20 protein-coding genes are annotated in these 19538 nt (G+C 44.2%); 8 read left to right on the plus strand and 12 right to left on the minus strand.

Annotated elements, in window-relative coordinates:
- Positions 1-101: 101 nt before the first annotated feature.
- Positions 102-470, minus strand: a complete 369-nt coding sequence (locus ACS8FA_RS25915) for a hypothetical protein (RefSeq protein WP_439266988.1) — start codon at positions 468-470, stop codon at positions 102-104.
- 215 nt (positions 471-685) lie between these two features.
- On the opposite strand from ACS8FA_RS25915, the gene ACS8FA_RS25920 reads away from it, so the two are divergent.
- Complete coding sequence (locus tag ACS8FA_RS25920) at positions 686-895, plus strand: hypothetical protein (protein WP_025644536.1); 210 nt, start codon at positions 686-688, stop codon at positions 893-895.
- Positions 896-909: 14 nt separating this feature from the next.
- On the opposite strand, the gene ACS8FA_RS25925 is transcribed toward ACS8FA_RS25920, so the two are convergent.
- Together ACS8FA_RS25925 and ACS8FA_RS25930 are read right to left on the minus strand one after the other, a co-directional pair.
- Positions 910-1536, minus strand: a complete 627-nt coding sequence (locus ACS8FA_RS25925; RefSeq protein WP_420229487.1) for a GNAT family N-acetyltransferase — start codon at positions 1534-1536, stop codon at positions 910-912.
- Positions 1537-1624: 88 nt separating this feature from the next.
- Positions 1625-3274 carry an FAD-dependent oxidoreductase gene (locus ACS8FA_RS25930; protein ID WP_439266986.1) on the minus strand — a complete coding sequence of 550 codons (1650 nt, stop codon included), beginning with the start codon at positions 3272-3274 and terminating at the stop codon, positions 1625-1627.
- Between the two features lie 243 nt (positions 3275-3517).
- Between ACS8FA_RS25930 and truD the strand changes: the two genes are divergently transcribed.
- Entirely contained in the window at positions 3518-4840 is a 1323-nt protein-coding gene (truD, locus tag ACS8FA_RS25935) for a tRNA pseudouridine(13) synthase TruD (RefSeq protein ID WP_439266984.1), read from the plus strand.
- 112 nt (positions 4841-4952) lie between these two features.
- Here the strand turns inward: truD and ACS8FA_RS25940 are convergent, their stop codons facing one another.
- Together ACS8FA_RS25940 and ACS8FA_RS25945 are read right to left on the minus strand one after the other, a co-directional pair.
- Positions 4953-6410, minus strand: coding sequence for a GGDEF domain-containing protein (locus ACS8FA_RS25940; protein WP_439266982.1), 1458 nt, complete (start codon positions 6408-6410; stop codon positions 4953-4955).
- Between the two features lie 309 nt (positions 6411-6719).
- Entirely contained in the window at positions 6720-7601 is an 882-nt protein-coding gene (locus tag ACS8FA_RS25945) for a PHP domain-containing protein (RefSeq protein ID WP_439266981.1), read from the minus strand.
- Positions 7602-7892: 291 nt separating this feature from the next.
- On the opposite strand from ACS8FA_RS25945, the gene ispZ reads away from it, so the two are divergent.
- The 6 genes from ispZ (at position 7893) to ACS8FA_RS25975 (ending at position 12778) form a co-directional block, all read left to right on the plus strand.
- Positions 7893-8444: a septation protein IspZ gene (gene ispZ, locus ACS8FA_RS25950; RefSeq protein ID WP_439266979.1), complete on the plus strand. Its 552-nt coding sequence runs from the start codon at positions 7893-7895 to the stop codon at positions 8442-8444.
- 107 nt (positions 8445-8551) lie between these two features.
- Complete coding sequence (locus ACS8FA_RS25955; protein ID WP_439266977.1) at positions 8552-8878, plus strand: YciI family protein; 327 nt, start codon at positions 8552-8554, stop codon at positions 8876-8878.
- 62 nt (positions 8879-8940) lie between these two features.
- Positions 8941-9324 carry an SH3 domain-containing protein gene (locus ACS8FA_RS25960; RefSeq protein ID WP_439266975.1) on the plus strand — a complete coding sequence of 128 codons (384 nt, stop codon included), beginning with the start codon at positions 8941-8943 and terminating at the stop codon, positions 9322-9324.
- A gap of 124 nt (positions 9325-9448) precedes the next feature.
- On the plus strand, positions 9449-11515 hold the full coding sequence (mnmC1, locus tag ACS8FA_RS25965; RefSeq protein ID WP_439266973.1) for an FAD-dependent 5-carboxymethylaminomethyl-2-thiouridine(34) oxidoreductase MnmC1: 2067 nt from the start codon (positions 9449-9451) through the stop codon (positions 11513-11515).
- Positions 11516-11616: 101 nt separating this feature from the next.
- Positions 11617-12051, plus strand: a complete 435-nt coding sequence (locus ACS8FA_RS25970) for a secondary thiamine-phosphate synthase enzyme YjbQ (protein WP_439266971.1) — start codon at positions 11617-11619, stop codon at positions 12049-12051.
- An 82-nt stretch (positions 12052-12133) separates the two neighbouring features.
- Positions 12134-12778, plus strand: coding sequence for a hypothetical protein (locus tag ACS8FA_RS25975; protein ID WP_439266969.1), 645 nt, complete (start codon positions 12134-12136; stop codon positions 12776-12778).
- Between the two features lie 143 nt (positions 12779-12921).
- On the opposite strand, the gene ACS8FA_RS25980 is transcribed toward ACS8FA_RS25975, so the two are convergent.
- The 7 genes from ACS8FA_RS25980 to ffh form a co-directional block, all read right to left on the minus strand.
- The gene (locus ACS8FA_RS25980; RefSeq protein ID WP_439266967.1) at positions 12922-13599 is read right to left on the minus strand and encodes a DUF4112 domain-containing protein; all 678 of its coding nucleotides are present in this window, start codon (positions 13597-13599) and stop codon (positions 12922-12924) included.
- Complete coding sequence (gene ubiA, locus ACS8FA_RS25985) at positions 13592-14509, minus strand: 4-hydroxybenzoate octaprenyltransferase (protein ID WP_102092797.1); 918 nt, start codon at positions 14507-14509, stop codon at positions 13592-13594. Before ubiA ends, ACS8FA_RS25980 begins: the two co-directional genes overlap by 8 nt.
- A 129-nt stretch (positions 14510-14638) precedes the next feature.
- Positions 14639-14881, minus strand: coding sequence for a hypothetical protein (locus ACS8FA_RS25990; RefSeq protein WP_439266965.1), 243 nt, complete (start codon positions 14879-14881; stop codon positions 14639-14641).
- A 91-nt stretch (positions 14882-14972) separates the two neighbouring features.
- Positions 14973-15872 (minus strand): class I SAM-dependent methyltransferase, encoded by a 900-nt coding sequence (locus tag ACS8FA_RS25995; protein WP_439266963.1) that lies wholly within the window; start codon positions 15870-15872, stop codon positions 14973-14975.
- A 66-nt stretch (positions 15873-15938) separates the two neighbouring features.
- Positions 15939-16781: an undecaprenyl-diphosphate phosphatase gene (locus ACS8FA_RS26000; protein WP_439266961.1), complete on the minus strand. Its 843-nt coding sequence runs from the start codon at positions 16779-16781 to the stop codon at positions 15939-15941.
- A gap of 117 nt (positions 16782-16898) precedes the next feature.
- Positions 16899-17612, minus strand: a complete 714-nt coding sequence (tsaB, locus tag ACS8FA_RS26005; RefSeq protein ID WP_439266997.1) for a tRNA (adenosine(37)-N6)-threonylcarbamoyltransferase complex dimerization subunit type 1 TsaB — start codon at positions 17610-17612, stop codon at positions 16899-16901.
- A gap of 270 nt (positions 17613-17882) precedes the next feature.
- Positions 17883-19430 carry a signal recognition particle protein gene (ffh, locus tag ACS8FA_RS26010; RefSeq protein ID WP_439266959.1) on the minus strand — a complete coding sequence of 516 codons (1548 nt, stop codon included), beginning with the start codon at positions 19428-19430 and terminating at the stop codon, positions 17883-17885.
- Positions 19431-19538 lie beyond the last annotated feature (108 nt).

Genomic DNA, 19538 nt, shown 5'->3' on the forward strand with positions numbered 1-19538 from the left:
TCTAGAACAATATAGACCACTGATTAGCTCTTGTTAAGCAAAAAAAAGGCGCTACTTAAGCGCCCTGTTTATATCATTAATTTAAGCAGTTTTATAAACCACTATGGCGTCAATACCCATTCGCCATTGACATCACTGACCTTAAAAGCGCCGCTATCAGTACGACTATTGCCACCGATGGTTTGCGTGACATCAGCGGTACACAGATAAGTGTTGTCACCCTCAGTCGTATCACAGCTGACATTGTCTACGCTCTCAAGCGTTGGCATCATACCTGCCATCATGCCGCTCACAGCTTTTGCCATCTCATCATCACCCGCTTGCACCATTGCATCGTCCATGATGCTATTGGCCTTGTCATACTGCGTCTGAATCAGCTCTTCTACATCACTATCAGAGGGGCCGCTCGAGCAAGCGGCAAAGAGCGGTGTCAATACAGCGATAATTGCTAATTTTTTTATACTTCTCATCATATTCTCGTTTCGATTAGGTAGTGCTCAAAGTATACCTAAACACCCTTTAAAACCCAACATAATTTCTTTGTCAATAGCACTGCTTTTTATAGCCTTTTATCTTTGCTAGTATCTTGCTCTTTTTATGCCTTAGCCTCAAGTGACTTGCAGACAGTTCAATATCCTTGCTGTTATTATGCCAGTATTCTAATAAACGATAAGAGAGTTGCAAGATGGTAGCCGTCTACCTTTATATTTTACCTGTTGGCTTAGGCATTATGACTTTAGCAGCAAGTTTATTGTTCTTGTTTGCATTTTTGATGTCTGACGACCCAGCAACGCGCTTGCCTGCTTTTAACTGGTTCAAGCGCTTAATCATTGTGGCGTTTATCTTGCTCAGCATTGGGCTGTTTATGACTTTTGGTCACTTTTGGGGCGCATAAAGCAAAGTCCGCTGTTATGCGTTAACGATTTTCTCAAGCTCCAATAGCACTAAGTCATCGCGCTTAGGCTCGCCATTATTGCCATCGACAGGAAACGGCATACTATTACCATTTAGCTGATAACCGCGGCGCTGATAATAAGCCAAAAGCTCAGGACGATGACTTAGTATAGACATAGTCAGACGGCTAGGCTGATTAAGTGACTGTAAATGGCGATCTGCAAAGGTCTCAGCCGCTTGTAAAATCACGTTCCCAACACCCTTCCCTTGTAGCACAGGATGTACCGCAAACATGCCGATATAGGCTTTTTTATTTGAGTCAGCATCGGTTTTAATATCGACAGCGATACAGCCAAGTATCTCACCCGTCTCATCTCCATCACGGTCGCCTGTTGTGGTTTTCGGATAAACAAAATAATAGTGATTAGGGTCATTGATAACAGCAGCGAGCTCCGCTGATGTGGTCCTGATACCGCCGATTAAGTCGGCCTCATTGGTCCAGCCCGCTGTCTCGCGATAGCAGCAGTTCAATAACTGCTCAAGTGCGCCAATATCCTCTAATGTCGCTTCACGCAAAAATACCGACTCTTTATCAAAATGGTCTGTTTTCATATTGCTGTTATTTATATTGTTTTCGCTCATATTATAATTTTTCCTTTTTCACTCATATAAAAAAACTGACTTAGATCGCTAAGTCAGCTTAAATACTAATACTTATTGTTTGATAGTACTAGGGCGATAATGCATGCGCCTGCTCAATAATATCAAACCCTGCATTAAGCTGCGCGCGCGTCGGTGCGTGACCACGGCGTAATAGCTCAGAGAAGGCAACCAGCTCTTTGTCACGTCCAAGCGTACTTGCTGCACTAGCCCGTGTATCCTCGCCTTTACCATCGAAGTAGTATTCGATATAATCATGCGTATCTGGCGTACCAAATAGGATATTGTGATCTGGTGTCGCGGCATGACCGCTATAGCGTAGGCTCTTGCCATATTGCATGGTCCAAAAGAAAGGAATACGCGCCTCTAATGAGTCAACACTGTCGTCATTTAATATCGCAGCTGCTGTGACCATGCCATGCTGCAATGCCACGCGCCAATGCTCGATACGCATGCGACCCATTTGATTGGTGGCTTTTGCAATATCACCTAGCGCATAGACGCCATCGCGCAGCTGTAGATGAGCGTCGACTTGTACACCATCTGGTTCGTTAACTGCGCTCAATATCTCTGTACGTGGAGACACGCCAGTACCCAATATCACGATATCAGCATCAATATGCTCACCATTCGCCAGCGTGACACCGCCTACATTTGAAAAAGCTTGGTTATTGTTATCTCCATCCTTATCTACTTGACGGTCAACCTTAGTAATTTCATTGACGGTTGCGTCAAACACAAAATTGATGCCCTTCTCTTCATGTAACTTAATTAAGGCGTTACTCACCGTTTCAGAGATAATATTGCCCATCACACGGCTACCTTGCCCAATCACTGTGATAGAAGCTGTCGTGCCTGCTTGCGCTAATGCCGAAGCGGTCTCCATACCGATAAAACCTGTACCAATGATCACCACACGCTGATCATGACTGGCCGCTTTAATTAATTTGGCATCATTCATGCTGCGTAGCGTATATACTCCATCTATGTCAGCACCTTTGATAGGTGGCAAGTTTGGTCTAGCGCCAGTGGCGACGACCAAGAAGTCTGCAGTTTGTCGCTCGCTGTTGCCATCATTATCTTCTATAACGATGGTTGCTTCATTGGGTAGCACTTCGCTAACCGTTTGGTTGAGGCGTAACTCAATATTATTGTTATCCGCCCAATCAGCACCGCCCAATAGCAGCTTCTCCTCGTCCATCTTGCCTGCCAAAAACGCTTTGGATAATAAAGGACGATTGTAAGGTGCCTTATCCTCTTTACTAATCAATGTAATCTTGCCGCCATAGCCACCCTGACGCAACTGGTCGGCCGTCATAAATCCTGCACCGCCACCACCAACGATAATAGTATGGGTGTCAGTTAATTTACCATTTTTGACTTGCCCCGTTACCTGAGCTGAGGTATCGACTGTCAAATTATCACCATCATGAGTCAGCTCATACTGGGTCAAACTTTTTGTCGCTATCGGCTCTAATAGGGTGCCATCGCGACTATCAAAAGTCGCATGATGCCAAGGACAAACTACCCGATTGCCACAACGTAATCCGTTACCCAAATCTGCACCCGCATGTGGGCATTTACCATCGAATGCACGGAACTCATCATCATCGCGAGTGATTAAAATGATACTATCGTCTTCTTGCTTATATGATTTCATACCACCGCTTGGAATATCCGTTTTACTGATGGTGACTGTGTTGATCGTTGCGTCGGTCATAATGCTTCCTTAACAGTTATAATGATGTCTAATGACAGCAGGTTGAAAATGACCGTAACCAACCAGACAAATTCAACTTATCCTATTATTTTTAATATGCTATGCATTGATAGTAGCAAGAGCGCCGTGCACACGATGTTTTTTTGTATGTTTGCTGCGTTGCAAAACGTAATTATGCGACTTTGCTTTCCGCACTCCTTTTACTTCTAATCATTATTAATAAACAAAATAAAAGACGACCTTATGACTTCTCAAGACAACCAAAACGAAATAACTACTTCTCAAGATAGTTTAGATAGCCAAGCTGCTACTCTTGATCGAACAACTGTTGCTCAAAACACTAATGAACGAACAGCCAGTGAGAAAACAGCCAGTGAGCAAATTGACCTAGCTCATATTAATATTGCCACTATTACAGATACTGCAAATTTACCTCAGCCAAGCTTGCAGCCAATACAGCAAGCGACTTACAAGGCTAATGCGACTGATTTTATCGTTAATGAGCTATTACCGCTAGACTTCACTGGTGAAGGTGAGCATTTATGGTTACACATCGAAAAATCAGGCATGAATACTGCTTATCTGGCGAAACTACTGTCAGAGTGGGCAGACATTCCGTTACGTGATGTCGGCTACTCAGGGTTGAAAGACCGTCACGCATTGACGACTCAGTGGTTCAGTTTGCGCATACCAAAGAAGCAATTACCGCCTGTTGAGTTTGCACCGGTAGATATCGGTGAAAATGAGTCTGTCACTATCCTTGCGCAGCATTGGCACAATAAAAAACTTAATCGCGGTACGCACCGTGCCAATCAGTTTGTTATTACCTTGCGTGATATTCAGTTTGTGAGCGCTAGTGACGAAAATATTGATGACGGAAGTAACGCATCACCCGAGCAACTACTATCTGCAAAAGAGGCCGTCGAGCAGCATTTAACACGCATTGGCAAAAACGGCGTACCCAATTATTTTGGTCCACAGCGTTTTGGTCGTCAGGGTAATAACGTCAGAGAGGCTTTATCACTGTTTGCTCGTCCGCCGCGAGAGCCTCGCCCGCAGCCAAAAAAGAGCAAACGTAAGCGTGCCCCGCGCGAGCAAAATACGATGGAATTGTCTGCTGCACGTAGCTTGATATTTAATGAGATATTGGCAGCACGGGTACGTGATGGTAGCTGGAACACTGGCCTAGCAGGTGAAGTGTTTAATTTGGATGGTTCAGGATCAATATTCACTAGTGAGACACTAGATGATACGTTGCATGCTCGTCTTGACAGTGGCGATATTCATCCAACTGCCGTGCTATGGGGCACGGGTAACGATAAAGTCACCGGTAGCGCTGCAGATTTAGAGACCGAGGTAGTACAACACAGCCCCCTACTCATGCAACTGGCAACTGGATTAGAGCAGCGCGATATTAAGGCGCAAAGACGAGCGCTACGTCTACCGATTGAGGCGTTAAGCTGGGAATGGTCGGACGATCAGACGCTGGTATTAAACTTTACTTTGACGACGGGTAGCTTTGCCACAAGTGTGCTCGCAAGCTTGGTACAGCAATTAGCTTCTTGATTGGAGGGATTAATGAAACTGGCATCTAAATTGGACTAATCAATAGAATATCAGCCATACCGATAATACTTACACAATCTTAGCGGCATGGCTGATCGCTAATAATTAATGGCTAACGACTTTTGTAAAGCAATTGCTTACCGCCTTCTTTTTCAGCCCACATCTCATTTGCACTGACAACTTGATTGCGACCACGGTGCTTGGCTTCATATAAGGCCTTATCCGCTGTACTAATCAGACGTTGGCAGATATCACTAGGCAGCTTTTGCATTGAGGCTATTTGGCTTTCCGCGCGCTGAGTAGCAATTGGCTTGATAAGAGGTGACGTTCGAGCGACAGTCTTTTGCTGTGTGATCGTTTTATAGCCTTGCGCGATACAATCTCGCTCCTCATGAGTTAAGGTATATAGCCCAAAGCTTGCTGTCACATTAAAATCAGCCAGACCTTCAATCTTCATGACATGTTCAGCAATATTTAGCCGTAATTGCTCGGCAATCATCATAGCGCTATCATGCTTCGTGTCTGGTAGGACAATTAAAAACTCTTCGCCGCCATAGCGACTGATAATAGTCTTATCTGTTAACGACTGCGATAGCGTCTGCGAGATTTCAATCAGAACCTGATCACCTACATCGTGTCCATAATTATCGTTAATCTGTTTGAACCAGTCCAAATCTAACAGCATGACGCTTAAGTCTTGATATTCTCGCACAGTAGCCAAGGCATACTTCATCTTTTTCAGACCGTAGCGACGATTTTTAAGCTGAGTAAGCTCGTCCTGATTGGCGTGTCGTAAGGTCTCAAATCGACTATCATCTAATACCAACAGTAAGGCACGGAACATATAGACTATAAAAATCGCTTTTGGCAGCGCTAAATATAAGTGCGTCGACCGCCAAAAAAATGCGGATGATCGCTGTAGCTCGCTGATACTATCCCAATTTAAGACGTTGTTTTCAAAAGCTAACGCAGCCACCGCATTTTCAGCAGCCATAATCTCGTTGTAAGTTAGATAGTTATGACTTTCAAGCATGGGATGAATGACGGTCAATTGGCGTAAATTAGGTAGACTGATACCAAAGTAAGGCGACATGATCGCTAATAGCATCAAGATAATATGCAGCCAAAACATACGCCAAGCATAGCGCCGCTTAATCAGCATCATGCCAAGCATAGCGCCGCCGACGAGCGACACGCCTGCAAACAGACTACTGTACCCTATCATCACAATAACAGTAGAAATGTAGGCGGTGTAAACCAAAACCAAAGCTATCTGCCATCGACTTAAAACAATTTCATTGTCATTGCTCGAATGAAATAAGCCTTTTACCATGCACAAAAAAAACAGTCCAACAAAGCTAATCCCAAGCCATAATGGATATAAATAATGTATGTTCACATAGGTGTTTAACGCATCTTGCTGCCACCAGACATACAAGCACCAGAACCAATGCAATGACACTTCTAACACGATAAATAAGGCCATCAGCGATGTTCGGTCAGCAGCCTGCCACTCAAAAATCATTTGAGAGATTTTGTTGTAACCTAGATGGGATATCGATACAGCCATAGAAGGGCTACCGCAGAGAGTATAAATGCATTAAAGGTGTAAATGCATTAAAGGTGTAAATGCGTTGAATATATAAGCGCTAAAATCAGAGTGAAAGCATATTATCCGCTCTGAAATTTTCATATCAAGTGTTACAAGTTCTTGCCTTATTATCAATCTATTTTACGCATTTATTTCCCAATAATTTCTCTATGAATGCAATTTTGTTTACTTACCCATTATTAGCCTTATTCATCATGATAAATAAGGCCCTATTGCTATTGAAAACAACCTTATTAGAAGTAACTGTAACAAGGTAAATCCTACTCACTAAGCAAGCGTTGCAAAAGACTCCCAAACCCCTTGCTGATCATCATTCAAAATAGGAACGTCGCCCAAACGTCGCCAAGGCATGTTACTACCATGAAAGTCACTACCAATAGATGCCGCAAGACCATGCTCAGCAAGGCTACGGTCGACCATTCTGCGGGTACTAATCGGCTCGCTAGTGGCTGGCAGTTCACAAGCATCGCCACCAAGCTGCGCAAACTCTTCGATCAGTTTACGCACGCGTGTCGCTGATAGTTGATATCGCGTGGGGTGTGCGAGCACCGCTTTGCCGCCGCAAGCATGAATCAGCTCGATACCATGCTGCATCGTCAACGCCTCGATTGCTACATAAGCAGGTTTGTTATCTGCTAGGTACTTATCAAAGGCTTTTTGAACGGTTTTGACCTCACCGCGCTCAAACAATACCTGTCCAATATGGGCGCGCCCGACTGCTTGAGGGTTACCGCCTGCTTTATCGAGCACTGCTTGCCATAGCTCATCATCATTAATATCTAATAGCTCACTCAATTTTTCAGCGATACGTTGACCACGAGTGGCTCGACTGTCTTGCAGTTGCTGCAACGTTGCATGCATTTTTTCGCGATCAGTAAAGTCCAGTCCAAGTACGTGAATAATTTTATTGGTGGATTTATTCTTTCCGTAACCACCGCTTAATGTATGTTCACAACTGATTTCAACGCCATTAATAATCTGCATATCGCAGGCACTGGCAGCGTCTCTTGCCTCGTCAATCCCTGCCAGTGTGTCATGGTCAGTCAATGCCAATACGTTGATGCCCGCTGAATGAGCACGTTGTATGACCTCGGTCGGTGCATAGGTGCCATCTGAACAAGTACTGTGGCAATGTAAATCGATTTTCATAAGCTGAGCCTTAAAGTGTTAAATAAAATAGAAGTAGAATAAAAGCTAGTGAGCAGATAGTCATTGTTACGATTATGGGCGTTGTAGTTTGTCTTGATGATTCTGTAGATTTAGCAGTTATCGTTACTGTATTCGTGTTTATATTTGGCCAGTGGCATGGTCATCAGCCGCAATAAGAAAGTATTACTCTGTAGGTTGCGTATATCGCATGATTATCGTGTTGATTGCTTTTTTTTGGTGCGGTAGACGTGTAAACTACCCCATACGTTTTTGTTGGACATACCCTTTGCTATGAAAGCATTATTAGACTTTATTCCCTTAATTGCCTTTTTTATCGCGGCGCGTTATAACGGTATTTTAGCAGCGGCAGGGGCTTTGCTCGTCGCCACTATTATCGTTTACGCCATTCATTTTATTCGTCAAAAAGGTAAGTTTGATAAGCAGCAATGGGTTGTCTTATTATTAACGATTTTATTCTGCGGCGGCACATTACTGCTGCGTGATGATATTTATCTGCGCTGGAAGTCGCCCATTATCAATGGTATTTTTGCATTGACGCTATTCGTCAGTGCCGCTATTAATAAGCCATTGATGCAGCTTGCTATGAAAGAGGTATTTACCCTGACGCTTAGCGGCTGGAAAAAGCTGACCGTTGCTTGGGCGCTGTTTTTTGCCCTAATGGCTGTACTACATTATATCACAGCGTTCACAATGTCAGATGAAGCATGGATCAACTTTAAGACCTATGGCTGGATTCCGATTATGCTGGTGTTTGTCGTGGCTCAATTTGCCGTGTTGAAAAAGCATCTCAACCCTGCCCTAGCAGACAAAGCCACTAAATAGTTTCTGTTGCCTTGTCATAGTAGAAATAACAATTTTATTGCTATGACGTTTATACTAAGCCCACATAAGCTCATCATTACTTTTTTATTATTCACTAAGGAAGTCTCATGTCTTTATTTGCAATCATTGGTCATGACGTGGCTAATAGCAGTGCACAACGTCTGATTACTCGTACTGAACATATTGAACGCTTAAAAGCATTGCATCAACAAGGCCGTCTTGTTATCGCAGGGCCAACGCCTATCGAGGATGGCAAGAGTGATATGTCAGGCAGCTTAATCATTGCAGATTTTGATTCTATCGAAGCGGCTCAGGCTTGGGCAAACGATGAGCCTTACTTACGTGATGGCGTGTATAGTCATGTCGATATCAAACCATTTGTTCAAGCATTGCCAGCGCCAACTGACAGTAATAATCAAGTAGCTGCATCGTGATTCAGAAAGTCTCTTTTTCACCTACCTGCTTCTACAAAAGTGCCCTGATTGGTCTCATGTTAATGACAGCCGTTTCGGTGCAGGCTGCACCTACTGCGCCCATAACACCTGCTGTCGATGCAACCGATCCGACAGCTGTGCTGCCGTTGACTGGGCCAGTAGCGGCGCGCGCTTTGCCAACGAAAAACTCAGCGCTAGATATTAATGATACCTTGGCGGCACAGTTGCAACCATCTACTAAAGCATTGTCAGCTGCCAATCAAGAATTGCTCAGCCGTAATGCACAACTACAGCGTCAAGTGAACGATTTACAGACTCAAGTAAATGTCTTGGTTTACGAAAGTAAAGGACAGTTATTTCTATACGGTGCGTTTACCGTTTTGATCAGTCTATTAGTCGGTATTTTTGTCTCGTGGTTAGTATTTGTCCGTCGTGAACGCTGGTAGCATATGCTTTGCTAGTACTGATATACATGACCCTACTTCGTTGTATCTAACCAAATGTCGATATCATTGATCCGTCACTACTCATCGTTTAGCTACCGTTCCTGATATTCCTAAGAAGTGTCTCATGTCTACCGCTAATCATCAAAACCCTGAACATTTAAACGTTATCACGCCTGCCAAGATTGACTGGCAAACGGATGATACTGGCAATATGGTGCCAGTGTCAGGTGAGTTTGGGGATGTTTATTTTTCTCATGCGGATGGTTTGGCAGAGACGCGTCACGTGTTTCTAGAGCATAATCAGTTGCCAGAGCGTTTGGCACACCTTGCACCAAAGCAATGCTTTACGATTGCTGAGCTAGGCTTTGGAACTGGGCTTAATCTACTAGCAACGTGGCAATTGTGGCGACAACTACGTGAAACCAATCCTCAATTAGCAACGGCTCGGCTGCACTTTATTACTACTGAAAAATTCCCCATACCACTAGCAGATTTGACGCAGATACTTGCGCTATGGGGTGAGCGCGCGCCTGAGCTAATGGCATTTATTAAGCCACTTTTGGCTGCATATCCGCCGCTGATTTCAGGCTGTCATCGTTTAAGTTTTTCTCATGATAACTTAACTGTCGATATGTGGCTTGGTGATGCAGCAGAAAGTCTAAGCAAACTGGCATTAGACCACTCTAACCAGCATACGCCTTATATTGATGCTTGGTTTTTAGATGGTTTTGCGCCTTCTTGCAACAGTACGTTGTGGGCTGACAGTATCTTTGGACAAATGCAGCGTCTATCACGCCCTCATACGACTGCCGCTACTTATAGCTGTGCAGGTATCGTCAAGCGCGGACTAAGAGAGCATGGCTTTCAAATTAAAAAAGTCAGAGGTTTTGGTCGAAAGCGAGAAATGCTAACGGCCATCATGATTGATACGGACAGTAGTGACATTACTAGCGATAATAAAAGTTGTGATAATAAAAGCCACGAGGCGAAGCAGCAAACGACTTATAGCACATTCGATCACACTGTCGTCATTGGTGCAGGTGTCTCAGGGTTGCTCACAGCTTGGTCGCTTGCCAATCGTGGTATTACCGTCACCTTATTAGATAAATCAGCGCCCTTAGCAGGTGCATCAGGCAATCCTAGAGCGTTACTTGCGCCCAAAATGACGCCACTTCACCATGTTGACGAGCATCTGCATACCATAGGCTATCTCCATAGCAGCAGGCTATATCGAAAGTTAAATCAAACAGCCGTACAGCTTAATACAGTACCAGTACTTGAACTGACTGGCGCCCTTGATTTGCTTATAAAAGCCAATATCAGTACAGAACAAATTGCCGACTATCCTGATGAGATGGCGACCACCCTATCGCATGAGCAAGCACAGATTACTAGTGGCTTAAAAGAGCAGAACTTATCAGAGAACTTGTACTTATCTCAGTCTGGTCTGGTCAACCCGCAAGCATTAAAAGACATCATACTGACTCATCCGCTCATTCACTTCCAGCAGTTAGAAGTGACTAAAATCAACGAGACTGATCAGCAGGTTCGTATCGAAGGTATTGATGAAAACCTTAACACTGTCACTATGACTGCTGATAATATCGTCATTTGCGCGGCTTTTGAAAGTCATCAATTGGATCAGCGTATTTTTGATTGCCGTAAAATTCGTGGGCAGCTGTCTTGGTTTACGCCAACCCCTGAGCAGTACGCTAAGCTGCCTAAAATACCACTCAAATATAGTGGTTACTGTACGCCATTCACTGCCCAAACAGATGACGGACAATTAAACGATGTTACAGAGTACAGCCCTCAGTTTCTACTAGGGGCAAGCTTTATACGTAATGATACGGACACGGATATCCGTGAGGAAGAGCATCAAATTAGCCGAGACAAGCTCATCAATGCTATTCCTGAAATGGCATCTATCATTCCGGCAGATACGAGTCTATGGCAGGGCCGAGCTGGCATTCGCACCCAAACACCTGATTACCACCCTATCGTTGGACAATTGGCAAACAGTCAGCGGATATGGACAATGAGTGCGATGGGCGCAAAAGGTTATGCATTGGCACCTATTTGTGCTGAAGCATTAGCAGATATGATGCTAGGGTCATTCGCACCACTGTCAGAGACGATGCTCGCACGCTTATCACCCAATCGTACACGTTTACAGACGCCGCTTGTTTAAGAATAAATGGCTCTTGTGTAAATAACAGCAACGATTTCCATAGTTCATACTGTCTTATGATATCTTAATTTGATGTCGACTCTAATAATGAGATATACCCCATGAGCTATCACCAAACCACTCTTACGTTACCTACTTATGCGCGCGGCATTCATATCATCACTCCGAGGATTGAAGAAGCTATTTCTCTGCTGTTACCTCACTCTGCCAAGGTAGGGTTGGTTCATCTGTTTTTGCTGCACACGTCAGCCAGTCTTGCGATCAATGAAAATGCCGATCCAGATGTCAGACTAGATACAGAGGATTGGCTTAATAAAATCGCACCAGAAGATCAGCCAGAGTATCGCCATACCTTAGAAGGATCAGACGACCTGCCAGCGCATCTAAAAAGCATGATGCTTGGAGTAAGCTTGACTATACCGCTTGTCGATGGTGGGTTAGGTCTGGGCATGTGGCAAGGGATTTATTTATGTGAGCATAGAAGCCTGCAAGAATATGGCGGACAGCGTAAGCTGGTGATTACGGTAAATACGTAATAATATACTGTTAATAACTAGCAGGTTGACCCTTGCCAATTACCACATTTACGTAGAGCGCCATTAACGGATAAAGCTGATTATGAATACTTCTCTCTCAAAAGCACTAAACTTACGAAAATCTAAACTGCTTTATCGTACGGCTCCTGCTACTTTCTTGAGCCTGTTGCTACTGACTGCTTGTCAAAAAGATCCAGAACCTGAAGCAATTGATACAACTACAGCTGAGACCTCAACGCAAACTACGCCAGTAACGACCAATATCAATGTAGATGCAGCTGAAGATAGCAATGCAGATGACGCTAAAAATGTAGCGCAGACCGATACTGATTCAGAACGTGATATGAGCTTAACGGAGTTAGATAAAGATCTTGGTGTTACTACATCTACGGCAAATGATAGCGCTGAAAAACCTAATCCAGAACAAGCTATCAAAGGCGCACAAATCACTGATGTCCGTTATAAAAGTGCAGCAGGTGAGAGTCTATCTGTGGTCTTTGAGACGTCGGCAGCTGGTATGCTTAACGCTATCATTACTCGTCCCAATCAACCAAAAATGACATTGAGCGCACCAGAAGGCCAAGGCAATAACCCTACCTATCAATCAGCTGATGGTAGCATCCAACTCGTCAGTCATGCTGGTGGCGGCACTATCGACCTTATCCGAAACAATAAAGTCACTAGCTTTGATGCCGTTAGTGCTGAAGCAGAAGTAATCACTGAATAAAACCCAATCCGCCATCTGTTTTAATACTCTATTTAAAACCATAAGAAAGGCGGCAAACGTTATTATCGTTGCCGCCTTTTTCGTTTCTGTGTATTGCTCTGTACTGACTTGTCTCTACTGAGCTGTCTAATGAGTGATTGTATTTAACCAAACCCAGTCGATTGCCCACACATCCCGACCAACCAACTTATCACTGTCCACAGCCCCCAACCGACAAATACAATGACCAGCAGGCCAAGAAAATCAGGGATGTGCAGATATAACCAAGCAACGATTGGATTACGCCAAAAAAACCCAAAGCGGCTTTGCTGCTGCTTGTCTTCTAGTGACTGGTGCAAAAACGGTCGATCCATATGCATGGTTTCGGTAATACCATACTCATGGTGTAGATGCTCGTGCACGATAGCCAGTGTCTTACGGCTAGGACGAATAAAAATATCTAATAGCGTACCAATGCCAGGTACGATACCAACGACCATATCAATAAGTGCCAATCTAACCGCTGGCGTCATTTTATGAGCAGGCACACCTAACTGACGTCCTAATATAAATGCATAACTGGTCAATGCCAATCCTGCCAAATCTCCTGCTAGTGGAATGGTCGAAAGCGCCGCATCCGCACCCATTCCTTGCTTGGTAAAAGGCACTCTTACTAGTGAATCCATGGTATTGGCAAATTTTGCCAGTTTACGCTCAGTTGCGATAACTTGCTCGCGAGTCAGACCATGTTCGGCAAGTTTAGATTGATAGTCCGTAACTGACACAGTTGTATCAGACGGTTTCTTTGATTTAAACCTCGGCAACTTATCGAACTTATCCATTTAGCGTCGTCCATATGCAAGTAACTGCGATAAGCGCAAAGACATAGCGCCCTACCCAGATATTGGCCAAGAACGCCTGAAAGCAAGCCAAAGGGTTACGACTGGCACAAGCGCTGTTTTGTTTGGCAAACATCATCGCAACAAGCGCCAATCCAAATACTGGGGTTACGCCTAATGTGGTCGGAGCAAAGTAATGCCACATAACCACGCCCATCATTAGCAAAAATAGCATCTGTAATATTGAGATGATAATTACATCATAACGACCGAATAGTATCGCTGTTGATTTCACGCCAATCTTTAAATCATCCTCACGGTCAGCCATGGCGTACTGGGTATCGTAGGCTACTGTCCAGCACATATAAGCTAAGAATAGCAGCCAACACCAAACATCGGGAGCGCCTTGCACCGCCACATAAGACATCGGTATCGCCCACCCAAAAGCAGCTGCTAAAAATACTTGCGGCAAATGCGTATAGCGTTTCATAAATGGATAAATAAACGCCAATATAACGGCACCAAGCGACCAGTAGAATACAGCTATAGGTAAGAAAAATAGCAGACTGGCACTTAACAGCACCAGTACTAAAAATGCAGCAACAGCTTCTTTGCCAGATAAGCGTCCATCTGCTAATGGGCGACCTTTAGTGCGAGTCACATGACCATCTACTTTGCGATCGGCAAAATCATTGATCGCACAACCCGCCGCTCGCATAAATATTGCACCAAGGGCAAATATCGCAAATACTTTGATACTTGGTAACGCTGCCGTCATTCCTTGCTGCTGCGCTTGACCCATTGCAGCGAGTAGTACGCCCCAAAGCGTTGGCCATAAGAGCAGCTCAATGCCGACTGGCTTATCAAAACGGGTTAGCTGGATGTAGGCTTGTAGCTTGTCTTTAAATGTCATGGCTTTTTATTATCATTGTTTGAATACTTTTTATGTGCGCTTATATACTTAGCTCAGAACAACTAAATTAATTTTTGAAGGGGCTGGTTACTGAGTTTTAATAGACTAATTACTAAGTTAATGGCCTGGCTACTGAATTTGTTGCCATAATTTATTCGCTTCGATCAGTGATAGCTCAGGATATTGCTTGCGCAAAGCTTTCAGCGCTGGGACTTTGTCTTTCTGTGCTGCTTGTTGACGTAAAAATGTCAGTTGCTCTTGTGGATTACTCAGTTCTTTTAACCGTGCCTCAAGCCGAAGAATTCGAGTACGCAGCATGATATTAATCAACAATAGAATTGCACCCATAACCCAAATGATTAACGCTGACATTCCTTGCTCCTAAATCCATTAACTTTGAACATATAAGCTGATAACTTGCGTACATTTATACTCGTACATTCGTTATCGCAAACAGCAGCTGTCAGACAAAATACCCATCAAAGCGTACGGCTTCATTATGCCAGCTTTCACTAGCTGGCTCATCAGCAAGCAGCGGTGCAAACTGTGGACGCTTTACGATCACGCGACCTTGGCCTTGCATATTTCGTCTGACAACGGCCTGCGCCCTACTTAGCAGCTGTCGCTCTTCATCTGAAGTTGGTGGACGAGCCAATTGATGCAGTGCTTGCATATGCTTACCGACTTTTGCCCCTTTACCTGTTTTGCTATCTTGATAGCTATCCTCTGGAAACATCGGATCCAGATAGATGACATCAATTGCGGTAGCGTTATCTATTGCAGTACCAGCCTCTAGATTTGCAAAATAACTGAGTGCATCAGCATTAATAATCTGTAGACGGCTCATGAGCTTTTGCCAATTGGGTAGCGCACTCATACGCTGCTGCTCTACAAGTAACAGCAATGCCATCAAAGGCTGCTGCTCAAGCATCGTGACTTGGGCACCAGTACTGGCCAATATCAAACTATCATGCCCAAAGCCAGCGGTTGCATCAATAACGTGACTATCTGATGTGATTTTGGACGCTTGTAATAGCAGCTCAGACTTACGACCAGCACTCACTATACGGCGCTGCAACTTGTCCCATTCAGGTGCCACACTAAGCCCATCACTTAGCCATGATAGCTTGTCTTTATCATCTAATAATAAAATAAGCTGAGTAGATGCTTGGCTCAACTGCTGACGGCGCTTTTGAGTTAATTTCTCTGTAGCAACTTTAATATCTAAGATAATTGGTAATGTATGCTCAGCTATCAATGACTGTAGGCTCTCAACCTGTGCTTGCTGGCTGTCATTGACGTAGAATAGCTGACAATGTACAACAGCACCTGTCTCGTCATACGTTTGGGGCACATCGGTCATAACCATCATCCTATTTGCTGCTTATTTTCACTATAAATTACTGGCGTGTTAAATCATAACGCAAATCTAGCCAGCCATTTGGTAACCAAAGCCCCAAGCGGCGACCAACACGATAACACCCGTGATAATGCGTAACCAAGCAAAAATAGTAAAGTCACGGCGACTTACCCATGCCACAAGTAAGCGGATACAAAGTAGCGCCACCACAAATGATACGATGGTTCCAATACCTAGCACCAGCCAGTCTTCACTGTTGGTCAGTACGTCACCATGTTTGACTAAATCCAACAGTGCTGCCCCTACAATAACCGGAATACCCAAAAAGAAAGAAAACTCAGCAGAAGCCTTACGTGAGACACCTAACCACAGCGCACCAATAATCGTGGCACCTGAGCGTGATGTCCCTGGTATTAGAGCTAAACATTGGAATAGCCCAATCATTAACGCAGTTTTTATACTGACATCTTCCGCTTCTTTTGCAATGACCGTTTTAGGACGCTTTTCCACGTAAAATATCAGTAGACCGCCGATGATGAGCATAATGGCAACGACAATAGGATTAAACAAATAAGCTTTGATTTCATCGGCAAAGGTAAAGCCAACAATCATCACAGGGATAGTAGAGACAATCAGACTCAGTCCCAGCTGTCTAGGATTGGTCATGCCCTCTGCTTTGCCAGTCAGCAAGCCCATCAGCGCTTGCCATAATCTACCCCAATAGTCATAAATCACTGCCAAAATAGCACCAAGCTGTACCACCACGACAAATAAATCAACTTTTTCTTTAGTCCAGAAACCCATCACATCTGCTGATAAGATCAAATATCCCGTGCTGGAGATGGGCAAAAACTCTGTGATACCTTCCACGATACCCATGATGACAGCTTGAACGAATAACAGTATATCCACAGTAACTTTCCTAAAAACAGACTGGCCCAAAAACAGGCTGAGCTCAGAACAGACCGATTGGCTGTCCTATGTTGACGTTGGTTTTATATTGATTCATGCTTACAAAATATGCAATAGTTATGACTTACCTTGCTCTTTGAGGGTTTTCCAAGCTTGATTGCGCAGATATTTTGGTAGCGCTTGCGCCGCCTCCGTACCGCCAACGTTTGCAAACTGTGCAATGCCAAGCTGCCCGATGACGACAGCATCTGGCCAAATATCGTCATGACACATTTGCTGATCCTGTAACGCTAATAGCATCGCGCCATTCCCCGCGATAGGGATATTCAGTGCTGTTTGGCTATCATAATCTAATAGCTGCTCAGTGCTATCGCTATCGCTATCGCTATCATTATCCAAGACTGGCTGCATAATGCTATGACCTAATTGGTCGTCAGTTACCAATTCATACTGCCCAAAGTAGACTTGCTGCATACGAGCATCAAGGGCGCTGTATAGGTGTGTCAGCCCGTACTGCTGATACGCAGATTGTGCAATCGCTTGTAGGCTAGATACACCAACACAAGGCAAGTCATGCGCGACAGACAACGCTTGCACCACTGCCGTGTTGATACGAATACCGCTAAACGCACCCGGTCCGCGATTAAATATTAAAGCCTGTATATCAGCAAGACGTAACTGCACCTCAGATAGTGCAGCATCAATCATCGGTAAGATCTGCTGAGTTTGCTGACGCTTGCCTGTTTCGGTATGGTTCGACAGTACCTGTCCGCTCGAATCTAAAATCGCGATCGAACACTGATCGAACACGGTATCCATTGCTAAAAACATCACAACCTCGGCTTTTACTTTTGGCGTTCTAAATTGATTTGTCAGATTTCACTAATTTTTAATAACGATCTATCATTCATGCGCTATCAGAATACTGACAGAATGAAGCAGCGCCTATCATAGCATTTAGGGTACACGAATTTTATTAATTTCTATATTTTTCACACTTTATCCATCAGTGTTTATCTGCAACTGCTAACGATAAAAAGCCCCAAAGCTTCATTGGCTTCGGGGCTTTGATCAAACATTTTAAAAATAACTAACCGTTATCTAAAAGCGGGTTTTGAACTTCTTTGGTGCTTGGTTTTGCATTTCTTGCATTTGCTTTTGCATCTCTTCAGTGCTTGGCATATTGTTTGGATCCAGTCCCATCTGCTTGGCCATTTGTTCTGGATTCACGTCCTTAGCGCCACCTTGCTGACCGCCACCGCCAAATAATGGACCGCCACCGCCGCCAGCACTACCGCCACCCATAAGGCCTTGCATAGACTTCATCATTTTACTGATGCCTTCAGGCTTTGAGATCATTTTCATCATTTTTGCCATTTGCTTGTGCTGCTTAAGCAAACGATTAACGTCTTGAATCTCACGCCCTGAACCTGTAGCGATACGGCGCTTACGACTTGGGTTAATCTTATCAGGGTTTTTACGCTCAAATGGCGTCATTGAATTGATCAATGCTTCCATTTCGCGTACTTTTTCTTCTGGCTTGGCATCTTCGACGGCTTTTTGCATGTCTGAGCCGCCCATACCAGGCATCTTATCCAAGAAGCCTGCCATACCGCCCATGCTCTTCATCTGCTGGAACTGAGTCAATAGATCCTCAAGGTCGAAGTCACCGCCCTTTTGCATCTTTTTCGCCATTTTTTCGGCTTTATCACGGTCAATCTTTTGCTCAACTTCTTCGACCAGACTCAGTACGTCACCCATACCAAGGATACGCTGCGCGATACGCTCAGGGTGGAACAGCTCTAGCTCGTCTAGTTTTTCACCGCGACCCAAGAATTTGATTGGCTTACCGGTGATAGCGCGTACAGAAAGCGCCGCACCGCCGCGAGCATCACCGTCAGTCTTAGTTAAGATAACACCCGTCAATGGCAATGCATCATTAAAGGCTTTTGCGGTATTGGCGGCATCTTGACCCGTCATTGCATCAACGACAAACAATGTCTCAGACGGATTAACCGCAGCAGTTAGCGCTTTAATCTCATCCATCATGGTATCGTCGATATGTAGACGACCAGCGGTATCAATGATCAGAATATCTTGATATTGGATTTTGGCTTCTTCTATCGCACGCTTTGCGATATCAATTGGATTCTCATCTGTGCTTGAGTTCACAAACTTAGCATTCACTTGACCGGCTACTTGCTCCAGCTGTTTGATAGCCGCTGGACGATAAACGTCAGCAGAGACTAGCATCACTTTTTTCTTTTGGCGCTCTTGTAGATATTTGGCCAATTTACCAGCTGTGGTCGTTTTACCCGCACCTTGCAAACCTGCTAGCAAATAGACAACGGGCGGTTTGCCTGTCATCTCTAACTGTTGGTTGGCACTGCCCATCATTTCGGTCAGCTCGTCGTGTACGATTTTGACAAAGGCTTGACCTGGCGCTAACTCTTTTAGCACCTCAGCACCAAGCGCTTGTTCTTTGACGCGTTTGACAAAATCACGAGTAACAGGTAGTGCTACATCGGCTTCTAACAACGCCATACGCACTTCACGTAGCGTGTCTTTGATATTGTCTTCGGTCAACTGTCCGGTACCGACGATGTTACGTAGGCTCGACGATAAGCGTTCTGTTAAGGTATCAAACATAAATAACTCTCAATTAAAATGGTTTTCAATTAAATAATACGCAATTAAAATAACTCTAAATCAAACCATTAAAATGGTTCATAAATAATATTAGGATACGCTATAAGA

This window comes from Psychrobacter sp. 1Y1 (assembly GCF_051847395.2).
GTDB lineage: Bacteria > Pseudomonadota > Gammaproteobacteria > Pseudomonadales > Moraxellaceae > Psychrobacter.